The organism is Ruminococcus flavefaciens, from assembly GCF_900143025.1.
GTDB classification, from domain to species: domain Bacteria; phylum Bacillota; class Clostridia; order Oscillospirales; family Ruminococcaceae; genus Ruminococcus; species Ruminococcus flavefaciens_I.
In genome coordinates this window covers 185605-211254 of record NZ_FRCT01000003.1, presented here as the reverse complement: position 1 = coordinate 211254, position 25650 = coordinate 185605, and the positions used below count along the sequence as shown (strand labels likewise).

At 44.0% G+C, this 25650-nt stretch carries 22 protein-coding genes; 1 reads left to right on the top strand and 21 read right to left on the bottom strand.

Annotation, left to right across the window (positions count from 1 at the left end):
* Positions 1–178 precede the first annotated feature (178 nt).
* From BUB28_RS04750 to BUB28_RS04655, 20 genes are all read right to left on the bottom strand, one after another.
* Positions 179–1603 (bottom strand): LCP family protein, encoded by a 1425-nt coding sequence (locus BUB28_RS04750; protein ID WP_072949357.1) that lies wholly within the window; start codon positions 1601–1603, stop codon positions 179–181.
* 58 nt (positions 1604–1661) lie between these two features.
* Positions 1662–4193 (bottom strand): hypothetical protein, encoded by a 2532-nt coding sequence (locus tag BUB28_RS04745; RefSeq protein WP_072949354.1) that lies wholly within the window; start codon positions 4191–4193, stop codon positions 1662–1664.
* Positions 4194–4203: 10 nt separating this feature from the next.
* Positions 4204–4965 (bottom strand): 23S rRNA (guanosine(2251)-2'-O)-methyltransferase RlmB, encoded by a 762-nt coding sequence (rlmB, locus tag BUB28_RS04740; protein WP_072949351.1) that lies wholly within the window; start codon positions 4963–4965, stop codon positions 4204–4206.
* 144 nt (positions 4966–5109) lie between these two features.
* Positions 5110–5973: a metallophosphoesterase gene (locus BUB28_RS04735; protein WP_081373375.1), complete on the bottom strand. Its 864-nt coding sequence runs from the start codon at positions 5971–5973 to the stop codon at positions 5110–5112.
* Positions 5973–6215, bottom strand: coding sequence for an acyl carrier protein (locus BUB28_RS04730; RefSeq protein WP_072949349.1), 243 nt, complete (start codon positions 6213–6215; stop codon positions 5973–5975). Before BUB28_RS04730 ends, BUB28_RS04735 begins: the two co-directional genes overlap by 1 nt.
* Positions 6212–8008, bottom strand: coding sequence for an HAD-IIIC family phosphatase (locus BUB28_RS04725; RefSeq protein ID WP_072949347.1), 1797 nt, complete (start codon positions 8006–8008; stop codon positions 6212–6214). The genes BUB28_RS04730 and BUB28_RS04725 overlap by 4 nt, the downstream gene beginning before the upstream one ends.
* A gap of 9 nt (positions 8009–8017) precedes the next feature.
* The gene (locus tag BUB28_RS04720) at positions 8018–9499 is read right to left on the bottom strand and encodes a DHHW family protein (protein ID WP_081373374.1); all 1482 of its coding nucleotides are present in this window, start codon (positions 9497–9499) and stop codon (positions 8018–8020) included.
* A gap of 15 nt (positions 9500–9514) precedes the next feature.
* Positions 9515–10915 (bottom strand): MBOAT family O-acyltransferase, encoded by a 1401-nt coding sequence (locus tag BUB28_RS04715; protein ID WP_072949345.1) that lies wholly within the window; start codon positions 10913–10915, stop codon positions 9515–9517.
* 331 nt (positions 10916–11246) lie between these two features.
* Positions 11247–12440, bottom strand: a complete 1194-nt coding sequence (locus BUB28_RS04710) for a hypothetical protein (RefSeq protein WP_072949343.1) — start codon at positions 12438–12440, stop codon at positions 11247–11249.
* A gap of 163 nt (positions 12441–12603) precedes the next feature.
* Positions 12604–13608, bottom strand: coding sequence for an SPFH domain-containing protein (locus tag BUB28_RS04705; RefSeq protein ID WP_072949340.1), 1005 nt, complete (start codon positions 13606–13608; stop codon positions 12604–12606).
* A 39-nt stretch (positions 13609–13647) separates the two neighbouring features.
* Positions 13648–14085 (bottom strand): NfeD family protein, encoded by a 438-nt coding sequence (locus tag BUB28_RS04700; protein WP_072949337.1) that lies wholly within the window; start codon positions 14083–14085, stop codon positions 13648–13650.
* 130 nt (positions 14086–14215) lie between these two features.
* Entirely contained in the window at positions 14216–15331 is a 1116-nt protein-coding gene (locus BUB28_RS04695; RefSeq protein ID WP_072949335.1) for a glycoside hydrolase family 88/105 protein, read from the bottom strand.
* The gene (locus BUB28_RS04690) at positions 15328–16155 is read right to left on the bottom strand and encodes a carbohydrate ABC transporter permease (protein ID WP_072949333.1); all 828 of its coding nucleotides are present in this window, start codon (positions 16153–16155) and stop codon (positions 15328–15330) included. The genes BUB28_RS04695 and BUB28_RS04690 overlap by 4 nt, the downstream gene beginning before the upstream one ends.
* Positions 16156–16157: 2 nt before the next feature.
* Complete coding sequence (locus BUB28_RS04685) at positions 16158–17030, bottom strand: carbohydrate ABC transporter permease (RefSeq protein WP_072949331.1); 873 nt, start codon at positions 17028–17030, stop codon at positions 16158–16160.
* Positions 17027–18337, bottom strand: coding sequence for an ABC transporter substrate-binding protein (locus tag BUB28_RS04680; protein ID WP_072949328.1), 1311 nt, complete (start codon positions 18335–18337; stop codon positions 17027–17029). The genes BUB28_RS04685 and BUB28_RS04680 overlap by 4 nt, the downstream gene beginning before the upstream one ends.
* Before the next feature lie 129 nt (positions 18338–18466).
* Positions 18467–19240 carry a SigB/SigF/SigG family RNA polymerase sigma factor gene (locus tag BUB28_RS04675; RefSeq protein WP_072949326.1) on the bottom strand — a complete coding sequence of 258 codons (774 nt, stop codon included), beginning with the start codon at positions 19238–19240 and terminating at the stop codon, positions 18467–18469.
* 215 nt (positions 19241–19455) lie between these two features.
* Entirely contained in the window at positions 19456–19851 is a 396-nt protein-coding gene (locus BUB28_RS04670; protein ID WP_072949324.1) for a hypothetical protein, read from the bottom strand.
* A gap of 2 nt (positions 19852–19853) precedes the next feature.
* Positions 19854–20693 carry a pyridoxamine kinase gene (locus BUB28_RS04665; protein ID WP_081373373.1) on the bottom strand — a complete coding sequence of 280 codons (840 nt, stop codon included), beginning with the start codon at positions 20691–20693 and terminating at the stop codon, positions 19854–19856.
* A 113-nt stretch (positions 20694–20806) separates the two neighbouring features.
* A complete protein-coding gene (locus BUB28_RS04660) occupies positions 20807–22477 on the bottom strand; it encodes a hypothetical protein (protein WP_072949320.1) in 1671 nt (556 codons plus the stop codon).
* 13 nt (positions 22478–22490) lie between these two features.
* Positions 22491–23051 (bottom strand): RNA polymerase sigma factor, encoded by a 561-nt coding sequence (locus BUB28_RS04655; RefSeq protein WP_072949317.1) that lies wholly within the window; start codon positions 23049–23051, stop codon positions 22491–22493.
* A gap of 233 nt (positions 23052–23284) precedes the next feature.
* Here BUB28_RS04655 and BUB28_RS04650 point away from each other — a divergent pair, with 233 nt between their 5' ends.
* Complete coding sequence (locus BUB28_RS04650; RefSeq protein ID WP_072949315.1) at positions 23285–24145, top strand: DUF3737 family protein; 861 nt, start codon at positions 23285–23287, stop codon at positions 24143–24145.
* A 143-nt stretch (positions 24146–24288) separates the two neighbouring features.
* On the opposite strand, the gene BUB28_RS04645 is transcribed toward BUB28_RS04650, so the two are convergent.
* On the bottom strand, positions 24289–25488 hold the full coding sequence (locus BUB28_RS04645; protein WP_072949313.1) for an acetate/propionate family kinase: 1200 nt from the start codon (positions 25486–25488) through the stop codon (positions 24289–24291).
* Between the last annotated feature and the right edge of the window lie 162 nt (positions 25489–25650).

Genomic DNA, 25650 nt, shown 5'->3' with positions numbered 1-25650 from the left:
GGCACACCGAAAATAAAAAATCCCCGCAAGTAATGCGGGGTGTGCCCTATCTGAGAAAAAATAAAACTGAAAGTTTTAGGGAGAGAGTTTGAGAGAAGCACCTTTTTCAAAAGGGGTTCTCTCAATAATTAGTGTAAAATTTCTATATGGGTATCGAGGTTATCGGGAGGTTTTTAAGTTATTTAGCAAATACTTCGTTCTGGATAACGTCCATATTCTGATCGAAATCAACACGAAGAACATTTCCTACGTCAACATCTTCACCGTAGAATGTATTCTCAGCAGGTATCTGTATCTGCTTCATCTTGTATCTTGCTGCGAAAGGAAGTCTCAGCGAGAGCAGATAAGCGTTAAAAGTTGACATATTTGTGGAAACATCGGGGATAACATCGGAAGCAAGGTTCTTAAACATTGTAGGTCTGAAGGATTTCATCTTTGCTATGATAAGAGACATTACTCGACGCTGACGCGATGTACGCTCAAAGTCGCTGTTGCCCACCTTACGTATACGTGAGTAGGACAGTGCCTGTTTGCCGTTAAGGTGTAGCTTTCCGCCGTGTTCGAGAAGGTCTGACATTCTGTCATCGCCCATCAGCTCATTAACCTCAGATATAAGGATAACGTTTATTTCTTCGGCTTCTTCATCGCTTACTTCGATATCAATGCCACCTACAGATTCAACAACCGATACAAAGGAAGCAAAGTCGATAGTAACATAGTCGTCTATGCGGACATCAAAATTATACTCGATAGTATCCATGAGAAGCTCAGGACCGCCGAAGGCATATGCCGCATTGAGCTTGTTCCAGCCGTTATCCGGTATCTCAACATAGCAGTCACGCATGAAAGATGTCATAATGAGCTCGTTTGTCTTGCTGTTGAGTGATACAAGTATCATAGAGTCTGAACGTCCGCGGTCATCGTTGGTTCTGCCGTCAGTACCGATGACAAGAACGCTGCGGACATGACCTCTGCCTACGTTATCAGCATAATGTGTGCGGTTTCCTGTTTCAACATGGTTCATTTTGCTTATAAGGCTTAAAGAAGTACATGAGTAAATACCGAACAAAACAAGGAATATAGCCAAAAGCGACTTTATTATCCTGCCGATTATTTTTCTGACAAGGGATTTGTGCTTGCGCTTTTTCTTTTTTGGCTTATATTCAGGCTCAGGAGTCGGGGCTGGTTTTTTCTGAGCAGCAGGTCTCTGCGGCGGTGGGGGAGCTGTTGGAGCAGCAGGCGGCGGAGTCTGTGTATATCCGCTGTTATTATAGCCGCTGTAGTTCTGTGGTGGCTGCTGATTATAGTCGTAGTACTGTCCCTGCTGCTGATGCATAGGCGGCGGTGGGGGAGCAGAACTGTGAGGAAACTGAGGCGGCGGTCCTGACTGCGGGAACTGTGGAGCATTTGATGTATACACTCTTTCGCCGTTTTTCTGCTGTGGACGAGGAGGAGTGTTTACCTTTTTCCTAAGCGGAGGAAGCTCCTGACGGCGCTGCTGATATTCCCTGTAATCGTTCAGATCGTCAGGGAGGAGCATTGTATCCTCATCGTCGGTATTTCTTATTTCGTCATGGTCTTTGCCATTATATCTGTTTGGCATGGTTGTGTCCTTTCTATGCTTTAAGAACCTGCATCGGAGACACAGGTTCTTTGTATGTTTATGTTTTTTTGATGCTAACGGCTATATATGTTACTGCTGCCCAGACCAGATTATACACAGTCAGCGCGGTAGCAGACATATAAACATAATTGGAGCGGAATGCCTTTGAAAGTATCAGAAGCATACACAGTCCGAAGCCGAGAAGAATAGATGCTGTCTGTAGGATAAGTCCTATGATAGCAGATGAATGAACTACCTTTGTACCGATAAGAAGCTCGGCAAGAGATGAGAATTTACCTGTGGTAGCCATTGATGAGCTAAGGCGTACAGCCTTTTTGGTCTCCTCATAGAAGTCCTCGTGGAGTTTCTTGGGGAGTATCCTTGCCATATCCTCGGGTATGCCGAAAAGTCTGTTTAATTTCTTTACTGTGATGCAGGGGTCAATGCTCTTTACGAATAAGCATATCTTATTCTTGCACAGCTTCCTTGACCACTTCTTCACATATCGGTCTGCAACTATATCAACTACGAACATAGCAGCAAGATTGCCCGATATCGAAAGGTACATAGCGTCCTTATTGCCGTCAACCATTTCAGCTTCCTGAGTTTTGGTAGGAACGCCTTCGATGTTATGGCTTGTCATAAGCTCGCGGTTACCGAAAAGGACTCTTTTGTTGTTTATCCAGCCGCACATACCCATACCCTCCTCATAGGAGTAGTTTTCGATTGGGTAGAGCACTCCATTTCGACCTGCGATAACGTCCGTGAACAGCTGAGACATTATGCTTCCTGCTGTAGCGGTAAGGCTTGCAGCTTCAAGAAGTGCTTCATCAAGCTTTGTATTCGAGAATACCTTTATACCGTCAAGTCTTACGGTACCTTCAGGGAAAAGTGAGCTTGCGTCAACTAAGACAGAATTGGTATCGTAGAAGTCGTCTACGCTCTGATAGCCAAGCATTATGCCCTTGTTTCTGATAGCGCTGTTTGACACGTTTTCCAACGGGATATTGACTACGAAAGGCATAGCGATACAGGAAGTAGCGCATATGAGCATACTGAATATGGAAAATCCGAATGCTGCCGAGTCAAGGTTGAAAAACGTACCCTTACAGAAGAAGGTAAGGAAGAACGATACTATAATTGAAGCTATAAAGCATATGGGAGTAGCCTTGCGGCAGAATTCATCTGTCATATCCGATGAATAGGTATATCTCAGAAAATCCGTAAGGAAATCCGTTTTTCTCATGGAAACGAGGATAGGGAAGTCTCCGAGGGTTCCGCGTGTGATACGTTCTGCGCGTTCCTCGTCAGTGACATAGGTAACGCCGTGACGGTCGAAATTCTTGGAAACGAATTTGAAGTTTCTTGCCGCACGCCTTATTATAAGGAGCTTGCCCACCGCATTGATGAACAGGGCAAGAATACCCACAGGCATATAGATATGTATATTTTCAGTTGTTACGAGATCAGGTCTGAGAAAAGCGGGTATAAGAGCTGCCAGACAGGAAAGTGCAGTAACAGCGGTCATAGAGTCACTGTCCGCTTTCAGACTGAAAAGTTTTTTCACACCCTTTGTTATGACAGCCATTGAAGAAAGTATGGATATAACGCCCAACAGCAGGTGTGTGGTGAGATATGTCCTTATATGAGACATACTCAGGAAGTCCAGCAGCGGCAGCTGGAACTGATTTGATATAGTGATGAACAAGCTGAGAAAAGCCGTCATAGCAAGAATTACAACTCTTACGGAAATAGTGCTTTTCAGCTCATAGATATCTCGTCCTACGTCCTCAACATCGCCGTAGTAATTGAAGTCAACGATTCGCTTTGTCCTTTTTCGCTTTGAATGGACTGACATATACTCGTCAGCTTCCTGAGTTATGTGGACATCGAGCTGTCCTGCGTCTATCTGAGCTTTTTCACTGAGATTTATGCTGGTGAGCTCAGCTCTCGGTGCAGGCTCGACAGGCTTTGCAGCTTCAACAGCAGCAGGTGACGGAACGATATCGGTTATCTGCTTTCGTCCTTCAGGACTTTCCGCAGCCTGTATTATCTGTATCCTGCTTCGTTTTTTCTTTTTGAACTCAGGAGGCGTATACATATACTCTCCGTCGGGAGTTTCCTTAGCATATGTATAATCGTTTTCCTTTTTGCCCCTGTGTTTCTTTTTATACTTTTTACCGTCAGCCTCCTTGGCGCGTGTTGATTCACTCATACGCCTTATTTTCGGAGCTTCATCGGGATTCATCTGTACAGGAGTGACTATACCCGAGGGAATGACCTTTCGCTGAGGATTTGTGCGTATCTCGCTCATAGCGTCTGAGCTTACAACGGCTATCTTATGCCGTGAAAGGTCAGCAGGTTTTACAGCGTCAGCAGGCTGATCGCTGCGCAGCGCATTATCAAAGAGCGCGGATTTCTCGTGGGAAACGGGAGGCCTTGATTTTGCTTTCTGAACGATGTCGGGTGAGTCTACAGTTGAATTTATGATCTTCTGGGCATCTACTCTGCCCACTTTAGTCTTAGGTTCGTTGTTATCGGGAGAGTACTCGTCAAGAATAGCCTCCAGCGATGGTTTCTGTTCCGACATAATTATCTCCTTAGTTTTTGCCTCTGCGCTGGCGGAGCACTTCGTACATGAAGATACCTGCCGCTACGGAAGCATTAAGTGAATTGATCTTTCCCAGCATAGGGAGTTTTATCATAAAATCGCATTTTTTCTGGATAAGCTTGCTCATGCCGAAGCCCTCTGAGCCGATGATAAGCGCAACACCGCCTGTGAAGTCGGTCTCGCAGTAATCGGTTCCCGAGGCATCGGTGCCGTATATCCACACACCATTTTCCTTTAGTGTGTCTATACAGCTAGCAAGGTTAGATACTCTCGCAACAGGCACATAATTTGCAGCACCTGCCGAGGTCTTGAATACTGTAGCGTTAAGCGAAGCGCTTCTGCGCTTAGGTATGATAACGCCGTCAGCTCCCGAGGTCTCGGCAGTACGGATAATAGCACCGAGATTATGAGGGTCTTCTATCTCATCGCAGATTATAATGAAAGGTTTAGTACCTTTTTTCTGCGAAACAGCGAGTATATCCTCCACGGAAACATATTCGCCGCAGGCACCTTCGGCAACGACTCCCTGATGGGAAGCACCGCCCGAAAGACGTGAGAGCTTTTTATCGTCGGCATCTTTTACTACGATGCCGCTGTCTTTGGCAAGTCGGCGGATAACGCTTAAACTTCCGCCGTTACCGTTGATATATATAGTATCAAGGTTAGCACCTGATTTTAGTGCTTCGATAACAGGATTGCGTCCGCATATAATATTTTCTGACGCTTCTGTAATGTTTTTCTCTTTTTCCATATCTTACATCGGGCACAAATATCTGCCCATGCTCCTTTTGTTCTGTGTTTATGATATCTGCCAAAACGAAATATCATTCCTATTATATCATTATTCGTCTGAAATTACAAGTGTTTTTTATTTTTTGCGGAAATACAGCCGTTTTTATCTGTTGATATCTATTACTGAAAGCTCGGGACGATTGAAAATTCTCGGTATGAATATCATTCTCAGCGGTCTTGCGAGACCTGTACTTATTATGTGGACAGTCTTGCCGTATTTATACATACCTGTGGTATACAAAGGGAACAAGCCCTGCTGAGGGGCATAAAGTCCCTGATCGAGAAGCTTGGGGATCCTCCACTGACCGCCGTGAGCGTGTCCGGAAAGGATAAGGTCGAAATCCATATCGTGGGTATCAACGGAATTGCCGAGATAGAAGTCGATATCTTCGGGCTGATGAGCAACGAGGATATTGTAGTGTTCTTCATCGAGAGCATCGAAGCACTCCTGAAGCTGAGTCGAATACTTGTAGCAGACATTGGCGTTTATCGCACCGAAAAGGCGTATATCCTGACCGTTTATGGTCATATCGGCGTGATCCTCACCAATGAGAACAGGGCACATCTGTCTGACCTTGTTATAAAAGTCTTCAACATCGCTTCTCATCTCCTCGTGATTGCCGGGAGAATAGCAGCAGGGATATTCACTGCTGAGAGCCTTTATAAGAGTTAGAGCGTGCTTGGTTCCGCCCCACATATCAATAACATCTCCGCCGAATACAACTAAATCGGGAGCGGCATCATGGACTGCGTCAATGATACCTGACTGATCCGGACCGCCGTAGAAGCAGTTATGCAGGTCCGATATGAATACTATCCTAAGTCCTTTGTCAAGCTTGTCTGTCTTGACTTTGTATCTTACGGTCTTCATCATAAAGCCCCATGCAGTTAGTGCAATGAGAACAGCCAGTATGATAAGCCAGAATCGTAGTCTTTTTTTGGCTTTCGGGGATAATTTCTTACCCATTATTTTCCTCTTTCTGCGATAATGTTTATCATTTCTCCCACATTCTTCATGCCTGAGACTTCACGCATTTTGAAGCGCATACCAAATTCGGCTTCTACCGCACCGATAAGGTTGATGTGCTCGATGCTGTCCCAGTCATCAATATCGTCTGCTGTGGTGGAAGCTGTTACTGAAATTGATGAGTCTCCGAAAACATCGCGGAAAACCTCATTAAGTCTTGGGATTATTTCGTTAGTGTTCATTTTACAAGCTCCTTTTCTTTTGTTTTTATGACTTTATTTTTCTTTTTATAGTCGGCTATGTCCAGATGCCAGACGGAGTCGCCGTTTTCATTCTTTTCATCAAAAATAAAGCCGAAGCTGCCGTAAAGCTCCGAAACCATATTGTTTTTTGCGGTTTTATAGTAATATCCGTTTATTCTGTTTATATTCCTGTGCTTAGCCTGTGAAACAAGTTCGTCCAGCATAGCGAGTTCCATATCACGCTTCAGTACGCGGCAGCTCATGAGCCAAAGTTCTATATCCAGTGCAGAACCGTTTATTTTGCCGATAACCACTGAAACTATACCGTTATCGCCGAATTTATCGCTGAGCTGTCCGCAGAGGCATATGTGGTCATTACTGATGCTTAGCTGCTGTATCTCGTTTTCGGTATATCGCCTTGTTGTAAGATTGAATTGATTGCTCTTGTTGGTAAGCTGGGTCACACGCTGAATGTATACCGGTTCAAAGCCGCTTATGACAGCAGTCATGTCAAGACTGAGCAGGTAGTCCTCGTAGCTTTCAAACTTCTTCTGCTGAGCAGCTCTTTTGGCATTGGCAGCATACATTTCCGAACGGTGCATATCATCGTCGGAAAGAGATGTTATCTCGAAATATCCGCTTCTTGAAAGCCTGTACATAGCATCGTGTACACTTGTCACGGGAACGGTCTGCACAGACGGCAGCTGCGCTTCTACTATGGCACATTCCGCAGGATTATCGTCAACAAATACGAAAGAATCAACTCCGAGTGACAATTCATTTGCTGACTGGGCGATATTCTGATCTTTTGGTTCCCAGTTAGCTTTTATGGAAACAAAATCCTCGGGAGCAAGTATGCTGCTTGGGTGTCGGAGTCCGAGAAGTGCATTTTCCTCCTCGTTTTTAGAACATACAGCCAGAAGCACACCATAGTCCTTGTAGCCCTTTAAAAATGACTGGAATTCGCTGTAAGCCTGTCCGTTTGCTGTTTCGGGACCTATTTCTATGCCTTCCTGTCCGTCATCACCGATGACACCGCCCCAAAGTGTATTATCAAGATCAAGGTCGATGACCTTTTTGTTTTTACCGAAAACAGACTTGATTATGCAGGCGATACTGTAAGCAAGTTCGGGAATGACTTCCGTGCTCATGGCATGCTTATAGAGATACCAGTCCTCGGCGTTATGCCATTTTTCCAGTCCGCACACAGCCGACAGATAGTTTATATCATTCACAAAAAAGCCCTTGTGACTTCGCGCCCAGTCGGATACGAAAATGTTCATGCGCTGTATAAAGGCTGCATGACCGCAGGTGCTCCAGCCGTCGAAGTTACCCGAGCGCCTGAACAGGGAAAGCTCGAAATTATTCTGTATAACAGGGCAGGAGAAACGCTTTGAAAGACTCTCCCAGACCTGTCTGAAAATATCTTCCTGCTCGCTGAGCCTTGACTGCACATTTTCGGCAGTTTCGGAAGGACTCTCGGGCATAAGAGTGAGATTTCTTGATGTTGTATGTATATAGATTATATCGGGTGAGAAGCTGTCAAGCTCGGAATTGCCGAAAACAGCGTCCTCATAGAACTTATTGTACTCGGACTGATAGAATACAGGCTCAATGCCGAAATTCAGCAGAAAAAGCTCCAGCGCCGAAACGATATGATCTGTAGTGGAGCCGCCGAGAACAGCGATCTTCTTTTTTATGCGTACACTGCCGTCAGCAAGAAGCTCCTTGCGCAGACCACGCTTTTTTCTCATTATATATGCGTTATCAAAAGGAAAATCAAGCTCTTTCATTGTGTCTCCTTATCGGATAAGATTGTTGTATATGCTGTTTCTGTTTACGCCTACAGCCGAGAACGAACACATTGAGAACAGCAGGTCTGTAGCACCTACCTGTTTTGCGAAATCCACAGCATTAAGGTCGAAATAGCGGATATCGCAGAGGTATATATTCTCGAATGAGCTTGTCAGCATAGGCAGGAGAGCGTTACCGTAGCTGTCCTTGAATATTACAAGAGTTCTTCCGTTATTGCACTCAGTATTTACATGGACTATCCTTTCATCAGAGCCGAATACCATGTAATAGCCTGAATTCGGCATACCTGACGGTTCAAGGAGAAGATTTGCCGCAACGGGGTTCTGGAAACGTGTATCGTATTGTGTCACAGTCACAGGAGTCTTTGGCTTATAGTACACAAAGTCTTCGGGATTATTGAGGAGAGTAGCACTTTGAGTATACATATAGAGCGTGCCCACATATCCCGGCAGAGTAACGGTCTCATACTCTGAAAGGTCGGCAAATGGCACACCTGCTGTAAGAGCAAATTTTTCGGCAGCATAATAAGCGCCGAGAGGCTGCCAGTGATGATCTGTGCGGGAGTATATAGCTTCGTCCTTGTGAGCGGCAAGAGAAGAGTAAGCATCAACAGACATGACATTGTGCAATGCACCGTCGATATTATCGAAATCTTCCTTTTCGCTGTGAGCAAGATCCTTGTAATTATCAGGAAGATAGAAGGAGCTTGAAGTTGGGAGCACCATAGAATAAACGTTGACATTTTCAAGCTTTTCCTTGTATCCGTTCACATATGAAGCATATTCAAGCTCAGTGCCCCAGCCGCCGCCGTAAAGGGTGATACCGCGCTTGTTGACTATAAGGATATTGTTTGTGAGCTCACCCTCAGCAGGAGCCGGTTCTTCCGTAGGCGGCTCTGTAGTCTCCTGCACAGCAGTTACTTCGGTAGTAACGGCAGGTTCAGCAGGCTTTGCAGTTGTAGTTGCTGTTACAGACTTTTTCTTCTTGGCACCGCTGCCGTAAAGCTCTGCGCCGTCCTCGTCATCACCGTATTTCCTGCCTTTCAGTGGCATAAGGTTATCGGCGATGAACTCCTTGATATTAGCTCGGTTGTGGACAGTATCGTCGAAATAATCTGCAATTCCTTCGGTGAACTGACCGTTTGCATAGGTCTTTGCAGTGAATTTCGGGAACTTGGTGAGCATACGGTTCTCATCGTCGGCTCTTGTCTCATGCGGGAGCATGGTTATATAGGCAAATCCGCCTGCAAGAACAGCTCCCATAAGGATAATATTAGATATTGCGATGATATTAAGGGTTCTTTTTCTGCGTTCACGGCGCAGTTTCTTAGCTTTTATAGGGATATCGATTGCCGTTTGAGAACGGTCTGAGCCCTCGATAGAGATAACAGGCTCGGGACGGGATGTATTTTTTTCAGCGTCCTTGTTTATATCTTTTTCGGACTCTGTTTTCTTTTTATTTTCACTCATTTGTTGTATGCCTCTTTAAAATCTGAAATAAAGGAAAGGATTTGTAGTTGCATCTACAAGCAGTACACTTGTAACAATAAGGATAAGAGCAGAAGCTATTGCAGCAGCCGATGAAACAGTTGCCTTTGTAACGAAATGCTTGTCCGATATTTTTTTGATGCTGCTGAGGATAGGGAAGCAGCATATAACAGCCACGATCATAAGGTACATATTGTTCATAAGGGATATCTTGTCCTGTACACCTATGAAGCCGCTGCTGCCGAAGCCGAAGGCAGTTTTGAAGAATGTACCAAGCTTGCCAAGGCTTTCAAAATAGAAGATGCCGAAGCCTATGAAAATAACGAATTTGCTGTAGATATGGCGAATGACTACAGGTATCTTCTTCATATTCTTTTTGCCGATCTTCATTTCTATGAAAACGAAGATACCATAATAGAGTCCCCAGATTATGAAATTCCAGCTTGCGCCGTGCCATATACCTGTGCAGAGCCATACGAGGAAAAGTCCGCCGTACTTTCTGCGCTTGCCGAAAATAGGTATATAAAGCACATAATCGCGGAAAAATGTACTGAGGGAGATGTGCCAACGCTGCCAAAATTCGGTTATGTCCTTGCATATGAATGGGTGGTTGAAGTTTTCGTCAAAATGGAAACCGAATACTCGTCCGAGACCGATAGCGATATCGGAATAGCCTGAGAAGTCAAAGTATATCTGCAATCCGTAGGCGATAACGCCATACCATGCGCCAAGCATAGTTGAACTGCCGATATTTCCGAGAAAGCTGTCTGCTATGATGCTGAGCTGATTTGCGAGGAGCACCTTTTTACCGAGACCGAGAGCAACTCTGTTGAGACCGTAGGAAACATCGCTGAATTCAATCTTACGGTCAGCGATCTCCTTTTCGATAGTACTGTATCTTACGATAGGACCAGCTACAAGCTGTGGGAACAGGGTGAGGAACAGCAGGAAGTTCTTAAAGCTTTTCTGCGGTTTGACCTTTTCCCAGTGACAGTCGATGATATAAGATATAGTCTGAAATGTGTAAAAGCTTATACCGATTGGGAGCCTTATGTCCGGTACGGGGATCGAGCATGAAAAAAGGGCGTTGATATTTTCTGCGATAAAGCCGCTGTACTTGAATACTCCGAGCATGAGGAGGTCATAGACAACAGCAAACACCGTTGCCGCAGTATCGCCCTTTTGTCCCTGATACTTTCCTATAAGCAGACCTGCCGTGTAGTTCACAACAGCAGTTATGAGCATAAGGAAGATGTATACAGGTTCTCCCCAAGCATAGAAAACAAGTGAGAAAATGATCAACACCGTATTTTTAGCCTTTGTACCTCTTGCCGCTGAATAGCACAGCAGACACAGAGGCAGAAAAATATATATAAAGAATAATCTCGAAAAAACCATTGTTCTACCGCCTTGTTGCATAAAATCTATTTATCTATCTGTAAGTATACCGCGTAAAAGCAGGCGGAGCAATGTAAATGAGATCAGTATATCCAAAGTTTAAAACTTGCACAGACCATTGCAAGCCTGCACAGATTATTATACAACAAAATGTGTCGAAATGCAAGAGAAAATGACAGCTATTTAAAAAATTAGGCAGCTTTTTATAAAAATCGTATCAAACTACAAAAAAGGAGAAAAAACAGCTTGGTTTTTTGGAATGTGAAAATGTCCGAAAAAAATACTGAGGAACGATATGTTCCTCAGTATAATGACATTCGGATATCATTTATTATGGTTTTGCTGTATCATCGAAAAAGACAAATATGTTTTTCCATTTTCTGCGGTAATCACCGAACCGTTCATCGTATTCGTACTGTACATAGGTTATGGTAGCGTTTTCTTTATAAAAGCATATGTAACAGTTTTCGTTGAAATAATATATTATGTTTCCGATATCATCGTGTAAAATCTTATATCCGTCTTTATATTGATCATAGTCAGCTGCATCAGTGTATCCGTCGATATAAGTGTATGAACCGTCGTCATTTATTCGGTATATCTCGTATATACAGCTGTCGTCCATAAAATGATCTTCATTGACAGTTATCATGATACCATTTTTTCCGTCCTCTGAATAATACTTGTGTGCATCATAATCGGGAACAAACAATTCAAAATCCAACACACCGCATAAGCCGCCTGATACAGCTTTGTATTGTTTCGGTACGTTCGTATGGAACAGTATGACCTGTTTTTTCTCGGGATATACCATAGGGTGAGATATGTATTTCTTACTTGTTATAAGACAGAAAAAATTTAAGTTTTCGATCATTTCAGGAGTAAGTTCTACGCCGAAATATTCGGCAAAAGCTTCTTGTTGGGTAATATAAAGAAGATCTCCGAAGAGGAAAGTACTTTCGGGATACTTGAAGTGTATACCGTTACCGTACTCCTGCATCAGGGTACAGAAGACAAGATCGTTGTCCCTGAAAAAATCCTCATCGTACATATCAACATATTTTTGTATTTCCTCGGCATCAGTACCAAGTAATGAAAGATAAGTGCTTATCTCATCGGGAAAACTGATAAAAGCACCTTTAGTATCCGATTTTTCAGCCGATGCAAGAATATCCACATTGTTTATCTGTTTGAAGGCTGTTTCGGGAGAGATGACCAGCTTTCTCATTTCCACAAGATCGAATACATCAGTTTCAAGGTCAAAATTCAGGTCTGTATAGCCTAATTCGTCACGATAATACATGATGTCATCATCATATCCCTTTCTGAGAAGGACATTGGACATTGTTACAAGATCGCTGATAGTGATTTCTCCGTCATTATTAAGATCGCCAACGATACGAGTATGGCTTTCGTGCATTATATTATCGTCGGATAGATCAGGAGCAGATTCCGCAGATGTTATTAACGAGGTCGCTGAAAATGCTGTTAATGCTGCTGTAATAAGTGAGATTAGTTTTTTCATGTGTATTCCCCCTTTTTAAAAGACAGAAGGCAGATAAACTTTTCCTTATACCATTATATCATAAGTTAAGAAGCTAAATCTATGATATTATATAGTTTTTCTGTAAAGTTTCGGGAAATATGGTAAAAAAACGCTCCCCGAAAGGGGAGCGTATGTGTTGTTATCAGTTTGCGTTATAGCTCTGCTTGTTTGCGGGAGCAGAAGCAGGATCCTTTTCAACGATAGCCTTTAAGCCTGTTGCAAGACCTGCAAGACCCTGTATCTCACTTGGGATAATGATCTTTGTAGCCTTGCCGTCAGCAGCCTTGGCAAACGACTCTAAGGACTTGAGCTGTATAACTCTCTCATTAGGATTAGCCTCATTGAGCTTTACAATACTCTCTGCAAGAGCCTGCTGAACCATTTCGATAGCCTTTGATTCACCGGTTGCTTCAAGTATCTTCTGCTCTCTTACGGCGTCAGCCTTGAGTATCATAGCCTGTTTCTGAGCCTCTGCTTCGAGGATCTGAGCTTCCTTCTTAGCCTGAGCACGAAGGATCTGAGATTCCTTTTCACCTTCTGCAACAAGTATCTGAGACTTTTTGTCACCCTCTGCCTGAAGGATCTTTTCACGACGTTCACGCTCAGCCTTCATCTGCTTTTCCATGGCGTCCTGAATTTCACGAGGAGGAAGGATGTTCTTGAGCTCGACACGGTTTACCTTGATACCCCAGCGGTCTGTAGCCATATCGAGGATAGCTGTGATCTTTGAGTTGATCACATCTCTTGAAGTAAGAGTAGCATCGAGTTCCATTTCACCGATGATGTTACGGAGAGTTGTAGCAGAAAGGTTCTCGATAGCTGCGAGAGGTCTTTCAACACCGTAGATATACTGCTTAGCGTCGGTTACCTGATAGAACACGACGGTATCTATCTGCATGGTAACGTTATCTTTTGTGATAACAGGCTGCGGCTTGAAGTCTACGACTTTTTCCTTGAGTGAAACCTTGCCTGCGATCCTGTCGATGAAAGGAACGAGAATGTGAAGACCTGTATCCCATTCAGCATGGAATGAACCAAGACGCTCGATTACGAAAACGTGTGCCTGTGGTACTATCCTGAATGATCTTACGATAACGAATAACAGGAAAACAATTACCAATAATACTATGATCTTGAATGGTTCCATTTTTAAATACCTCCAAAAATAAATGGTGAATATTGATTTTTACTTTTCTGGTGCGACGAGTAATCTTGCGCCCATTACCTTTTTTACGATAACGACCGTACCCTCGGGTATGATATCGTCCTCGTTTTCAGGAACGGCACTCCAATTAACCCCATTTAAAGTGACTCGTCCTGTACCTTTATCGCTGTTTATAACTTCAATAACGGTTGCGTGCCTGCCTATATCCAGTTCGGCATTAGTAGCGACAAAGTCGTTTTTACGTCTGCGGTTTCTGATGAATGGTATGCTGCAAAGCAGGAATATGGACGAGGATATTATGAAAATACCCAACTGCTCAATAGCGGTAAGCTTATAGAAATAGCTGAACAGCATTGTGACCATAGCTCCGGCTGCAAACCATATCGACACCAGCTGAACGGTGACGACCTCGGCAACAACGAAAGCTACAACAGCGCAAGCCCAAAACAGTACACCCATAAACGAGACCCCCTTTCACAAAAAATATTTGTAGTAATCCCTACAGGAAATATTATATCACAAAAGTGTGAACTTTTCAAGTACAGAGTGGGCTGTATGAACAAATATTTTTGTTCGGAAAGTATAATTTTTACATTTTTTTAGTTTCTGTAAATGCCATTATATAGGGAGCTATGCCCTTTGCGTCGTTTTGAGTTATCTTTTCGCTGAGGTAATATCCTGCCGAACCGTCACGTTCGTTTTCTCCGCCGAGTCCGCCCACAAGGCAGATATTTCCCAGCACAGGTATTTCGGCATCTGTGTTTATGAATTTATCCGTGACAGTTTTGAAGGCTTTTAGTCCTGCCTGACGTATATCCTCGCCGCATATGCCCAGTCTTGCAGCTTTCATAGCGGAATAAGCCACAAGGAGAGTACCGCTTGTTTCAGGGTAATTGCCTTCAAGTTCAGGCTTAGCGGGGAGCTGATAAAGCATACCGTCATCACGGCAGTATTTTATGATATCTCCCAGTATCTCGGCAAGCATTTTTCCTATCCGCTGATCTTCCAGTATCTCGAATACATCAGCCATTGCAGCACATATCCAGCCGTTTGAGCGCAGCCAGAACTCGGGAGAAAGACCGGTTATAGGGTCAGCCCATATCATATTTTTTGTGTCGTCATAGCCGTGATAGAAAAGTCCTGTTTTGGGGTCACGGGTTATCTTTCTCATATCAAAGAGCTGCCTTTCAACATCGTCCATGACACCGCGTAGATCGTGGAGCTTACCGTATTCAGCCATAAAAGGCATAGCCATGTAAGTACCGTCAAGCCATATCTGATCGGGGTAAATGGCTTTGTGCCAGAAATTGCCGCAGCTCAGTCTTGGCTGACGAAGCACCTGTTCTTTCCAAAGTTTTTCAAAGCCAAGGCGGTAATGCTCCGAGTTTGTGTGCTTCCACAGGCTTATGAGATTTCTTCCGCCGCAGAGGTTATCAAGGTTATAGTCGGCGCAGTTCATTGTAGGGATAGTACCGTCATCGTTTACATAGGTATCCATGTATTTAACAGAATAATCGAGAAGCCTTTCGTCGCTCTCAGTCTCATAGAGCATCAGGACAGCGGTTATCATACAGTTGTCTATATAGTTCCATTTGGGAGCCTTTCCGCAGACCATGCTCTCAACATTCCATAATGGATCCAGCGGATCCGAACTGAGTATCAGCTTTTCGATATAATCATTTACTATAGATTGTTGTCTTGTCATTCTGAGAGTCCTCCTGCGGTGATACCGCTTATAAATTTTTTCTGTGCAAGAGCAAATACTGCAACAGAAGGTATAAGACCTATAACGGACATAGCGATTATCTTACGCTGTTCGTAACCCTGTCCCGTGCTGTCCACAGATAGCCTGAGCGCAAGGGATAGGGGGTATTTTTCAACAGATTGTATCATTATGAGAGGTGAAAGAAAATCGTTCATTGTCCAGAGGAAGGTAAAGACTGCGATGGAAATAACAGCAGGTCTTATACACGGTATGAGTACAAGGAACAGAGTCCTTAAAGTTCCGCAGCCGTCCATTCGGGCAGCTTCATCGAATTCCTTCGGCACTCTTTTCAGAAATTGTATGAGAATGAATACAAACATACCCTCGCAGGCGAAAAGAGAGGGGAGAGTCAAGGGGATATATGTATCAAGCAGTCCCAGACAGCTCCACATACGGTACAGCGGCAATACAGTAACAATGGACGGCATCAGCATACCGCATATAAGGAGTGCGGAAAAGAATTTTTTCAGCGGAAAATCAAACCGTGCAAAGCCGTAAGCCACAATTACCGAAGAAAGTACGGCAAAAACAGTTTTCGGGATAATTATAAGAAAGGTATTTATGAAATAGTGTCCCATAGTGTAGGGAGTAACGGTATCCCATGCGTTTTTGTATACATGGGTATCGAAGCTCTTGGGCATGAACCATATGGTCGTGAATATCTCGTCATTTGATTTAAAGGACGCGCCAACAAGCCAAAGCATAGGGTAAAGCATTACTATTCCAACCGCGCCGAGTACAAAATAAAGAAGGAGCTTTCTCATAGTCAGTCCCTCCTTAGCTTTTCCGTGAACTTATACAGAAGCATTACAATAAGGCCTATGATAACGAAAAGCAGCCATGAAACAGCATTTGCAGTTCCCTCATCACCGTATCTGAACATCTCCTCATAAATATACATACCTATAGTCCTTGTGTTTCCCAGAGGACCGCCGCCTGTTATCATGTAAGGTGCGTTGAATTCCTGCATAGCAGCAATGGTTTGCAGAATAAGATTAATGAAAATAATTCTTTTCAGCTGTGGGAGAGTGATACTGAAAAAGGTCCTTATATTTCCGCAGCCGTCTACCTTTGCAGCATCGTACAGCTCTTTTGGCATATCGCGGAGAGCTGCAAGGAATATGACCATAGTTGATCCGAATTCCCATAATCTCAGTAGGACGATGATAAAAAGCGCTGCGTCAGGATCGCCGTACCAGCCGACGGGAGCAATTCCCATAGTACTGAGGAGTTGATTTACAAGGCCGTCAGACGTAAAAAGGTACTGCCACATTATGATAACAGCTAAATTAGAGCCCAGTATAGAGGGTATGTAGAAGGCGGTACGGAATATGCCTATGCCCTTCAGTTCACAGTTGAGAAGCAGAGCAACAAGCAGTGAAACAGCTAACTTCAGCGGAACGAGTATCAAGGTATATTTGAGGGTTACGCCAAATGCCTGACGCGAACTGCTGTCAGACAGGATATTCCTGTAGTTTTCAAAGCTCATACCGCCGTTATTGTCGGTAAGTCCGACTGTAAAGGAATATACGAAAGGATATATTATGAACAGTACTGCGCCGATGATAAACGGCAGTATCAGTACAAGTCCTGTGAATTTGCTTACACCCACAGGATTTCTGTAAATTCGTGATCTCATTTTCTTATCTTCTCCAGATAATTATTGATCGAGTCGAACATCTGCCTTGCTGCGGTGTCAGCATCGGCAGTTCCGTAGGATACGGATTCTATTGCGGTATTATAGAATTCTTTCATTCGAGGCAGCTCCATATATGGACTTATAGTCATTGTATCAGCACTGCTCAGGATATCATCGCTTTCCTTTGCAAGACCTTTCAGAGCACCACTTTTTTGCAAAGCAGTTTCCGCAGCCTTTGAAGCTGGTATGCCTCTTGTAGTTCCCAGTATTTCTGCACATTCTTCATCATTCAGCATGAAATTGATGAAAGCGGCAGCTTCATCGGGGTATTTAGTATGCTTTGAGACAGCGTACAGCAGTGAGGGCTTTATAAGCCAGCCGTCGGAACAGCCTTTTTCGTCGGTAAGGAGAGGACCTGCTTCAAGTACTCCCTCAGGAAGGACGGACTCGTATTTTCCGACCGCGCTGCCCCATTCAAGAACGCCTGCAACCCTTCCGCCTATGAATTCGGGGGATTGGTACAGAGCAGCGTTTCCGTCCTCATCGGTGCGAGTTCTTACGGTGCGTATAACGTGGCTTTCCTCAAGCTGCCTGTAGAAGCTGAGGGCTGCCTTTATGTCCTCGACAGTAAAGCCGAGCCTGCCGTCAACAGATATGAACTGTCTGCCTGTCTGCTGCTGAACGTAGACCACTGCCAGATACCATGCAGTTCCTCCCGACTGTATATCAAGGTCAAGAGGGTAAAGTCCGTCTGCACCGAAGCTGTTGCCGAGAGCAATAAGATCTTCCCATGTCTCGGGATATTCAGCCCCCATTTTGCTGAAAACCTGAGAGTTATAGAAAAGACTTCTTCCGCTTACCGATACCGTAACAGCATTGAGCTTGCCGCCGACCTTTCCGAATGAAAGGACCTCATTATCAAACTGTGAAAGATCAAGCTGTGAGCTAAGCTCATCAAGGTCGTAAAAGCCGCCGCCGTCTGGCGACAGGGATATGAGCCAGTCGTAGTTTATCTGCATTATATCGGGCTCAGTGCCGCTTTTTACCTGTGAGTTCACCTTTTCCGACCAGCCGTCCCAGCCGCCGTATTCGGGTGTAATGGTGATATCGGGATGTTTTTTGTTCCAAAGGTCAATGGCTTTCAGAGTAGCTTCGTGTCTGTCGTCACCGCCCCACCAAGAAAAGCGCAGGCTGCACTTATCAAGTGTCCCATCGGGCTTTGTGACAGGTCGTTCTTTTTTTGCTGAACAGGCAGAGAGTGATAAAGCACAGCACAGAGCTGTGATAAATAAAAATATTTTTTTCATACTCTCAGATCCCAAATAAATGATATTACTGTAATTATACAACATTTTAGACTGAAAATCAATATAAAAATAGCAATTTGTAACAAAAGGATCCTTGATGATTACCTGAAGTGCAAAAAATGAATCGTTTCAGATGCTGTCTTTTATTCTGTTTATAGCATTTTTTTCAAGACGGGACACCTGTGCCTGAGATATGCCTATTTCGTTTGCGACTTCGACCTGTGTTTTGCCGCGGAAGAACCTGAGATAAAGGATATTCCTTTCGCGTTCGCCAAGGTCTTTTATGGCGTCACGGATAGTAAGCTCGTCCATGCAGCTTTCAACGTCGTTGATATCGCTTATCTGATCCATGATATAGAGATTGTCCTCGGAGTCGGAGTAAACAGGCTCATAAAGTGATACAGGATCGCTTATGCTTTCGAGAGCGATAACTGCTTCCGAACGTTTAACGCCTATCTCCTTGGCTATCTCGTCCATAGTCGGTTCGCGCTGAAGGGCTGTGGTAAGCCTGTCCTTGGCTTGTATAGCCTTATAGGCAAGATCTCTGAGTGAACGGCTTACCTTGACATGGCTGCTGTCTCTGAGATAACGCCGCAGCTCGCCGCTTATCATGGGAACACAGTAGGTTGAGAAACGAACCTCCTTGGTGAGATCGAAATTATTTATAGCTTTTATCAGTCCGATAACTCCTATCTGAAAAAGGTCGTCGATGTCCTCGCCGCGTCCTGTGAAGTGCTGGATAACGCTGAGTACAAGGCGCAGATTACCTTTTATGAGCTTATCCTTGGCAGCTTTGCTGCCCGTGGCGCGTATTTCCTTCAGAAGTGCTATTTTCTCATCTTCCTTGAGCACGGTAAGCTCTGAGGTATTTATTCCTGCGATAACGACTTTGTTGTATGCCATTGAGATATCCTCCGTAAATGTGGTTACGAGGATATTATTGCCTTATTGGTTTATTGTAATCACAGGAAAAAAATGGGGATTATGCCATTAGCCTGAGGAGCAGTATTTTCAATGGAAAACCATTGATTATTGAAAAATAAAGCTTAGCAGGACAAAATAAATATCGTGCTTGCGGGTTATTAAAATAAAAAAGAGCAGCCTGAGCTGCTCTTTTATCATACCAATTCCGGTAAACGGAATGGATATTTTCGATTGAATGGACGTATGTACGTACAATTGTAATCGAAAACAAAATTTCTGTCGCTTATATACTCCTTATTCGGCAGAGCCATGAGAAGCTCCGCAAGATCATAAGCGATGTAATAATGCTGCGCAACAAGTATATCTCTCATTAGCTGTACCGATTTGACAACAAAAGCGGTCGCGCCGTTTGATACGTTGTCATTTATGGATACATTTTTCATAAGGATCGAGGATATGGCAGATACTGCGGCTTCTTTTGACATAGTGTGGTTGATTATGCCGAATAATGCCTCTGCACAGCAAAGACTGTCGGGAGATTTAGGGTTTTCTCTGATGAATTTAGCGGTTTCTTTGATTAGTGAGATCATAGTTACTCCTTTACATAGTCGATAAGCTTGCCGAGACAGAGCTCAAAGCAGCTTCCGTACCATGTTTCCTCCATGTGGGGAATAGTAGCTTCGATGCAGTCAAGAGTGAACTTTACAGCGATATCAAGGCATTGCTGAATGTCCTTGCCGAGAGCGCAGGCTCCCGAAAATACGCTTGAAAAGATATCACCTGTACCGTGGAAGCGCGAGTTTATATTCTTGCCGAATGAGAAGTAGAATTTATCGTTTTCAGAGTCGTAGGCAGCTGCGCCCTGTAGCTTATCATCGAAGTGTACACCCGTAATGATAGGCGTTTTGCAGCCGAGCTCCGACAGTTTAACAAGGACTTTTTTCACGTAATCCTCGTCGTAGTCCTCGGTATAAGGGATATCGAGGAGAAAAGCCACCTCAGTCATATTTGGGAGAATGAAATCAGCCTTTGAGCAAAGCCTGCGCATTTCCGCAACGAAAGAAGGGGTAAAGCCTGCATAGAGCTTTCCTGCATCGCCGAGAACTGGGTCTACGATGATGTAGTTGTCAGCAGTGGAGAAGTCGTCAAAGAAGCGTGAAACTATCTCTACCTGTTCCTGGGAGCCGAGATATCCTGTATACAGCGCATCGAACTTTAAGTCCATGCTTTTCCAGTGAGCAGCTATTGCAGGGATATCGCTTGTAAGGTCGCGGAAGGTATAGTTCTTGAAGCCTTCGCCTGTATGAGTTGACAGCACAGCTGTGGGGATAACGGCAGTTTCGATACCCATAGCCGAGATAATAGGCAGAGCCACTGTCAGGGAACATTTTCCGAAGCAGGAAATGTCCTGTATAGAAACGATCTTTTTCATTTTCATCATTCTTTCAGTATGTATTCATCAATTTTTGATTATACCACAAACGGACAGCTTTGTCAATATGCGAAAAGGAAAAAGCTGCTGTAAAACAGCAGCTTTTTCATGTTTTACTCTAAGAACCACGGCTTTTCACAGTCGAGAGCCATTACAAGGTCAAATTCGGTCTTATAATCGCCGTTTGGATCTATAGTATTAAGTATATCCGTAGTAAGAGACATATTGGCATTATGCAGGATAGCGGTTATAAGCGGTCTGCCGTAGCCCGGTATCAGAGTCAGATATACGACATTTTCTTTTGATACCTTGTAGTTATCACCGTTTATGACTCTGAATTTCATAATATCGCTGTTATCTGAGATAAATGTCCTGTAGAGATACGGACTGAAATCCGCAGGGTCAAGATACTCTCCCTTTTCATTATGCAGACGTACAACATCATCAAGGGTTATGGTGCCTGCCGTATGAGCAGCCATAATTCCCTCACTAAGTGACCAGTCGTTTATTGACTTCAGAACGTCATTATAGTTAGTCCTGATGATATCAATGCTGTGATTACCTGTATTGTCTGCAACATTGCATATTGCAAGAATATCGGAGTTTCCAGATTTTTCTGCTACCAGATACCACTCATCACGGTCTGTTATAATGAAGCGCATATTGCCGGAAGTCTTGAAGCTGTCGGCAGAATAGCAGAATTCACGGAAATCGGTTATTCTAAGGTCTTGTCCTTTTTTAGCAAGCTTTAAGACATCATTTACAGTCAACTCGCCTGCGTACTTTGACTTTACAGGATTATCAGGGATTTTAGTTACCTGCTTTTCGGAGTAGAGCTCATAGTACCTGGCGGTATCTCCGTAGATATCACCATCGGAGCAGGTGATGTGTTTTATGTTCATGCTCTCAGGGCAAACCATAACTATATCATTTCTGCTGCCGCCAACCCAGTATTCAATGAGGTTAACGCCGCTGCCGCCGTTTACATCATAGTATGGCTGAACGGTTCTTATCTTCCTGTATATCTCATCGAAATTTGAGCTTTCAGCAATGAACTGTTTCACCTGAGCAAGTGTGACACGGGGCGAATCTGCACTTATTTTGCCTTCAAGTATAGCTCTTTCGCGTGTCATCACGCAAGCCCAGTGTTTACTTTCCCATTCCTCTATCTCTGCAAGAGTCATGCTTTTATAAGCCGTAGTTCCGCTGGTTTTGGATGCTGTTGCAGGCTTTGCTGTCGTAGTTTTTGCGGTAGTTTTGGTTGTACGCATGCCTGTGGCGGCTTTGGTTGTATTTGTATTCGCGGGAACTGTAGTTTTGACATTATCAGACTGCTTTGCAGTTGCCCTTGTGGTTGCGGTATCAACCTTTCTTGTGCCTGTATCATCTGTTTTTTCAGCGTTTACGGCTGTAGTTTCTGTAGTATCGGCATTTTCTGCGGTAACTGTTTCGGTATTTGTTACCGTAGTAGCTGTAGCTACGATAACAGGCTCGTCAACAAAGGGCTTGGGTGAGGGAGCTTTCATTTTCAGAAGTCCGAATACAGCACCGCAGATAACGAATATACAAGCCGCAACTATAAGTGCAGGACGCCAAACAGGTGAGTGTTTTACCTGCTCGGCAGTGAAAACTTCACTGTCATCTGCCGATATATTCATCTTTTCAAGACTTTTCGAGTAAATGCGCTGAGCAGTCTTTTTATCGGCGGCAGTATAGCTATCTGCGATCTTTTCTATTGTCTTATCGCCCGAACTGCGGAGTATATCAGAGATATTCTTTTTCATGTCCTTACCTCCTTTACATTTCAATATCCAGGTCCGCAAGAAGAGTTTTCAGCTTTTTCAGAGCACGTCTTAGCCTGCTTCTTACGGTTATGGGATTCATTCCGAGTATCTTTGCGGTCTCGGAGGAATTATGTTCATAGAAAAACTTATGTATTATAATGGAAGCATCGGGTTCACCGAGGGAGCTTATCCGCGCGAGGAGTATCTCGGAAAGCTCGGCGTTTTCCGTATCAGCTTCTACATTGTCGGCGGAGGGGAGAGATGAACTTATATCGTCTTCAAGCGGGATATTTTTCGAGGTATGAGAACTGATGGAGCGTTTTACGTCGATAGCCCGCCTTTTGGCAGATGTCCCGATGTATGCTTTCAGCGAGCCCTCATGCATGGAGTTATAATTCATAGCCGTATCGCAGAGCACATCGGAGGTGCAGTCCTCGATATCGCTCTGAGAGCCACATCCTCGGAGAACATTGAAAACTATGGTATAGCAGTAGCTCCAGTATTCGTTGAACAGTGCCTTGAAGCCCTCCTCGGCAGAGTGCTGAAGTTTCGCTTTAATTTCGTTGTCGTTCATATATCCCACCTCCTTGCATGAAAGCCTATGGCGTATACGTTTGCTTTCATTATACACATACGGAGGAAATATGTAAAGTGTTGCATTTAAGATGATTTTTATAAAATATGTTTATAAGCGGAAGTTTCGGGGAAATACAGAATATTGATAATTTGGTAAAATTTTACTTTTAATGTTGCTTTATTAATAAATTTGTGTTATAATTGTAGAAAAAACAAATAAGGAGTGAGATTATGAAAGAAATACTCAACGAGACCCTGACGGGGGAAAGGGCTCTGTTTCAGGACAATGAACTCAGAATAGGCGGAACGGTCTTTGATGACGGTGAAGCCCCGCTCAAACACACCAGATACATCGAGCTTTCCGACTGTACATTCAAGTCTAAGTACTTCCTCTGGTACAGTAATATGATAAAGCTGAAGGACTGCAGGGTATTCGAATGCTCAAGTGATGGAATGTGGTATGCTTCTGACGTAAACATTGCCGATACTGTCATAGACGCGCACAAGTCCTTACGCCGTTCCAAGGGTATAAGTCTCCGCAATGTGCAGTTCACGAACAGCAATGAGACATTGTGGAAATGCAATAATATCCGTATGTACAATGTCAAGGTCAAGGGAGATTATTTTGCAATGGACTGTGACGGCATGGAAGTTTCGGGACTTGAACTTGAGGGCGATTGCTGCTTTGAAGGTGCAAGAAACATAACCGTGCGCAATTCTGTTCTCAATACGAAGGACGCATTCTGGAACACCGAGAACGTTATAATTTACGATTCCACCATAAAGGGCGATTGTTTTGGCTGGAATTCAAGGAATATCGTCCTTGTAAACTGTATCGTAGAGAGTCACCAGGGAATGTGTTATATCGAAAACCTGAGTATGAGAAACTGCAAGCTGCCGAATACTGACCTTGCATTCGAGTATTCAACAGTTAATGCAGATATCAGAGGACACATCGACAGCATAAAAAATCCTACCTGCGGTATAATTCAGGCTGATTCCATAGGCGAGATGATACTTGAAAGGGACAAGGTCGATGTAACGAGAACAAAGATAGTCTGCGCTGAAAATGATAAGGCTGTCAGTATCTGAGCTGTAAGGCTGTTGTCTCTAAACTACAGTGAATGTCTCCCGACATCCCTTTCCGCATCATAAAGGTAATATAAAAAGCCTCGGCACGATAGATGTGCCGAGGCTGTGTTGTATATTGATTTACAGGTAATTATGTGTTATAATTACTTTGAAATAAGAGCAAGTGTATCTCTTGCGATAAGGAGCTCCTCATTTGTAGGAACGATCCATACTTCGATCTTTGAGTCAGGTGTAGAGATCTTTGTGAGCTTGCCGCGGATAGTGCGGTTGAGAGCCTCGTCGATCTTGATGCCGAAGTAATCCATGTTCTGGCATACCTGCTCTCTTACTTCCCATGAGTTCTCACCGATACCGCCTGTGAAGAGAACAGCGTCGAGACCGTTCATAGCAGCAGCGTAAGCACCGATGTACTTCTGGATCTCGTATGCGAGCATATCGGAAACCAGCTGTGCCTTCTGGTTGCCGTTGTTAGCAGCTTCCTGGATATCACGGTTGTCAGAGCCAACGCCTGAAACGCCGAGGAAGCCTGACTTCTTGTTCATATATTCGCTCATCTGTGAAGGAGTAAAGCCGTGCTTGTCAGCAACGAATGTAACAGCAGATGGGTCTACAGAACCTGTTCTTGTACCCATAACAACACCGTCAAGAGGTGTGAAGCCCATAGATGTATCAACAGACTTGCCTGCGTCAACAGCTGTAATGGAAGAACCGTTGCCGAGGTGGCATGAAACGATCTTGAGATCCTTTACGTCCTTGCCCATAGCGTCAGCAAGAGCCTTTGATACGAAACGGTGTGATGTGCCGTGGAAGCCGTACTTTCTTACGTGGAGCTTCTCATAATCATCATAGGGGAGACCGAACATATAAGCCTTTGGAGGCATTGTCTGGTGGAATGCTGTATCGAATACAACTACCTGAGGAACGTTTGCAGGGATTACGCTCTTGCAAGCTCTGAGAGCGAGAGCGTGTGCATGGTTGTGAACAGGAGCAAGCTCGCGGAGCTCGTCGATCTTGTCGATGACCTCATCTGTAACGAGAACAGACTTGTCGAAAACATCAGCACCCTGTACTATTCTGTGACCTACAGCAGAGATAGCGTCCATGCTGTCGATAACCTTTGCATCGCCCTTTGTAAGGCAGTCAACAAGCTTCATGAAAGCTTCTGTATGTGTTGGGAATGCACAGTCCTCATCGAGAACTCTGCCGTCAGCAGTCTTGTGATTGATATGTCCGTCAATTCCGATACGGTCGCAGTTACCCTTTGCGATAACGCTCTCATCGCTCATGTCGATGAGCTGATACTTCAGGGAAGAGCTTCCTGCATTAACAACTAAGATGATCATATTATGTAATTTCCTTTCAAAATATATTTTGCATATATTATTATATACTATTTTTTGAAAATTGCAAGTCCTTTTTTCAAATTTACCATTGTAATAAGGACGAAATGCTTGCAAAAGCGCGTTATTTGGTACTGCAAAATGCCGAAAACCGCAAATAAATGG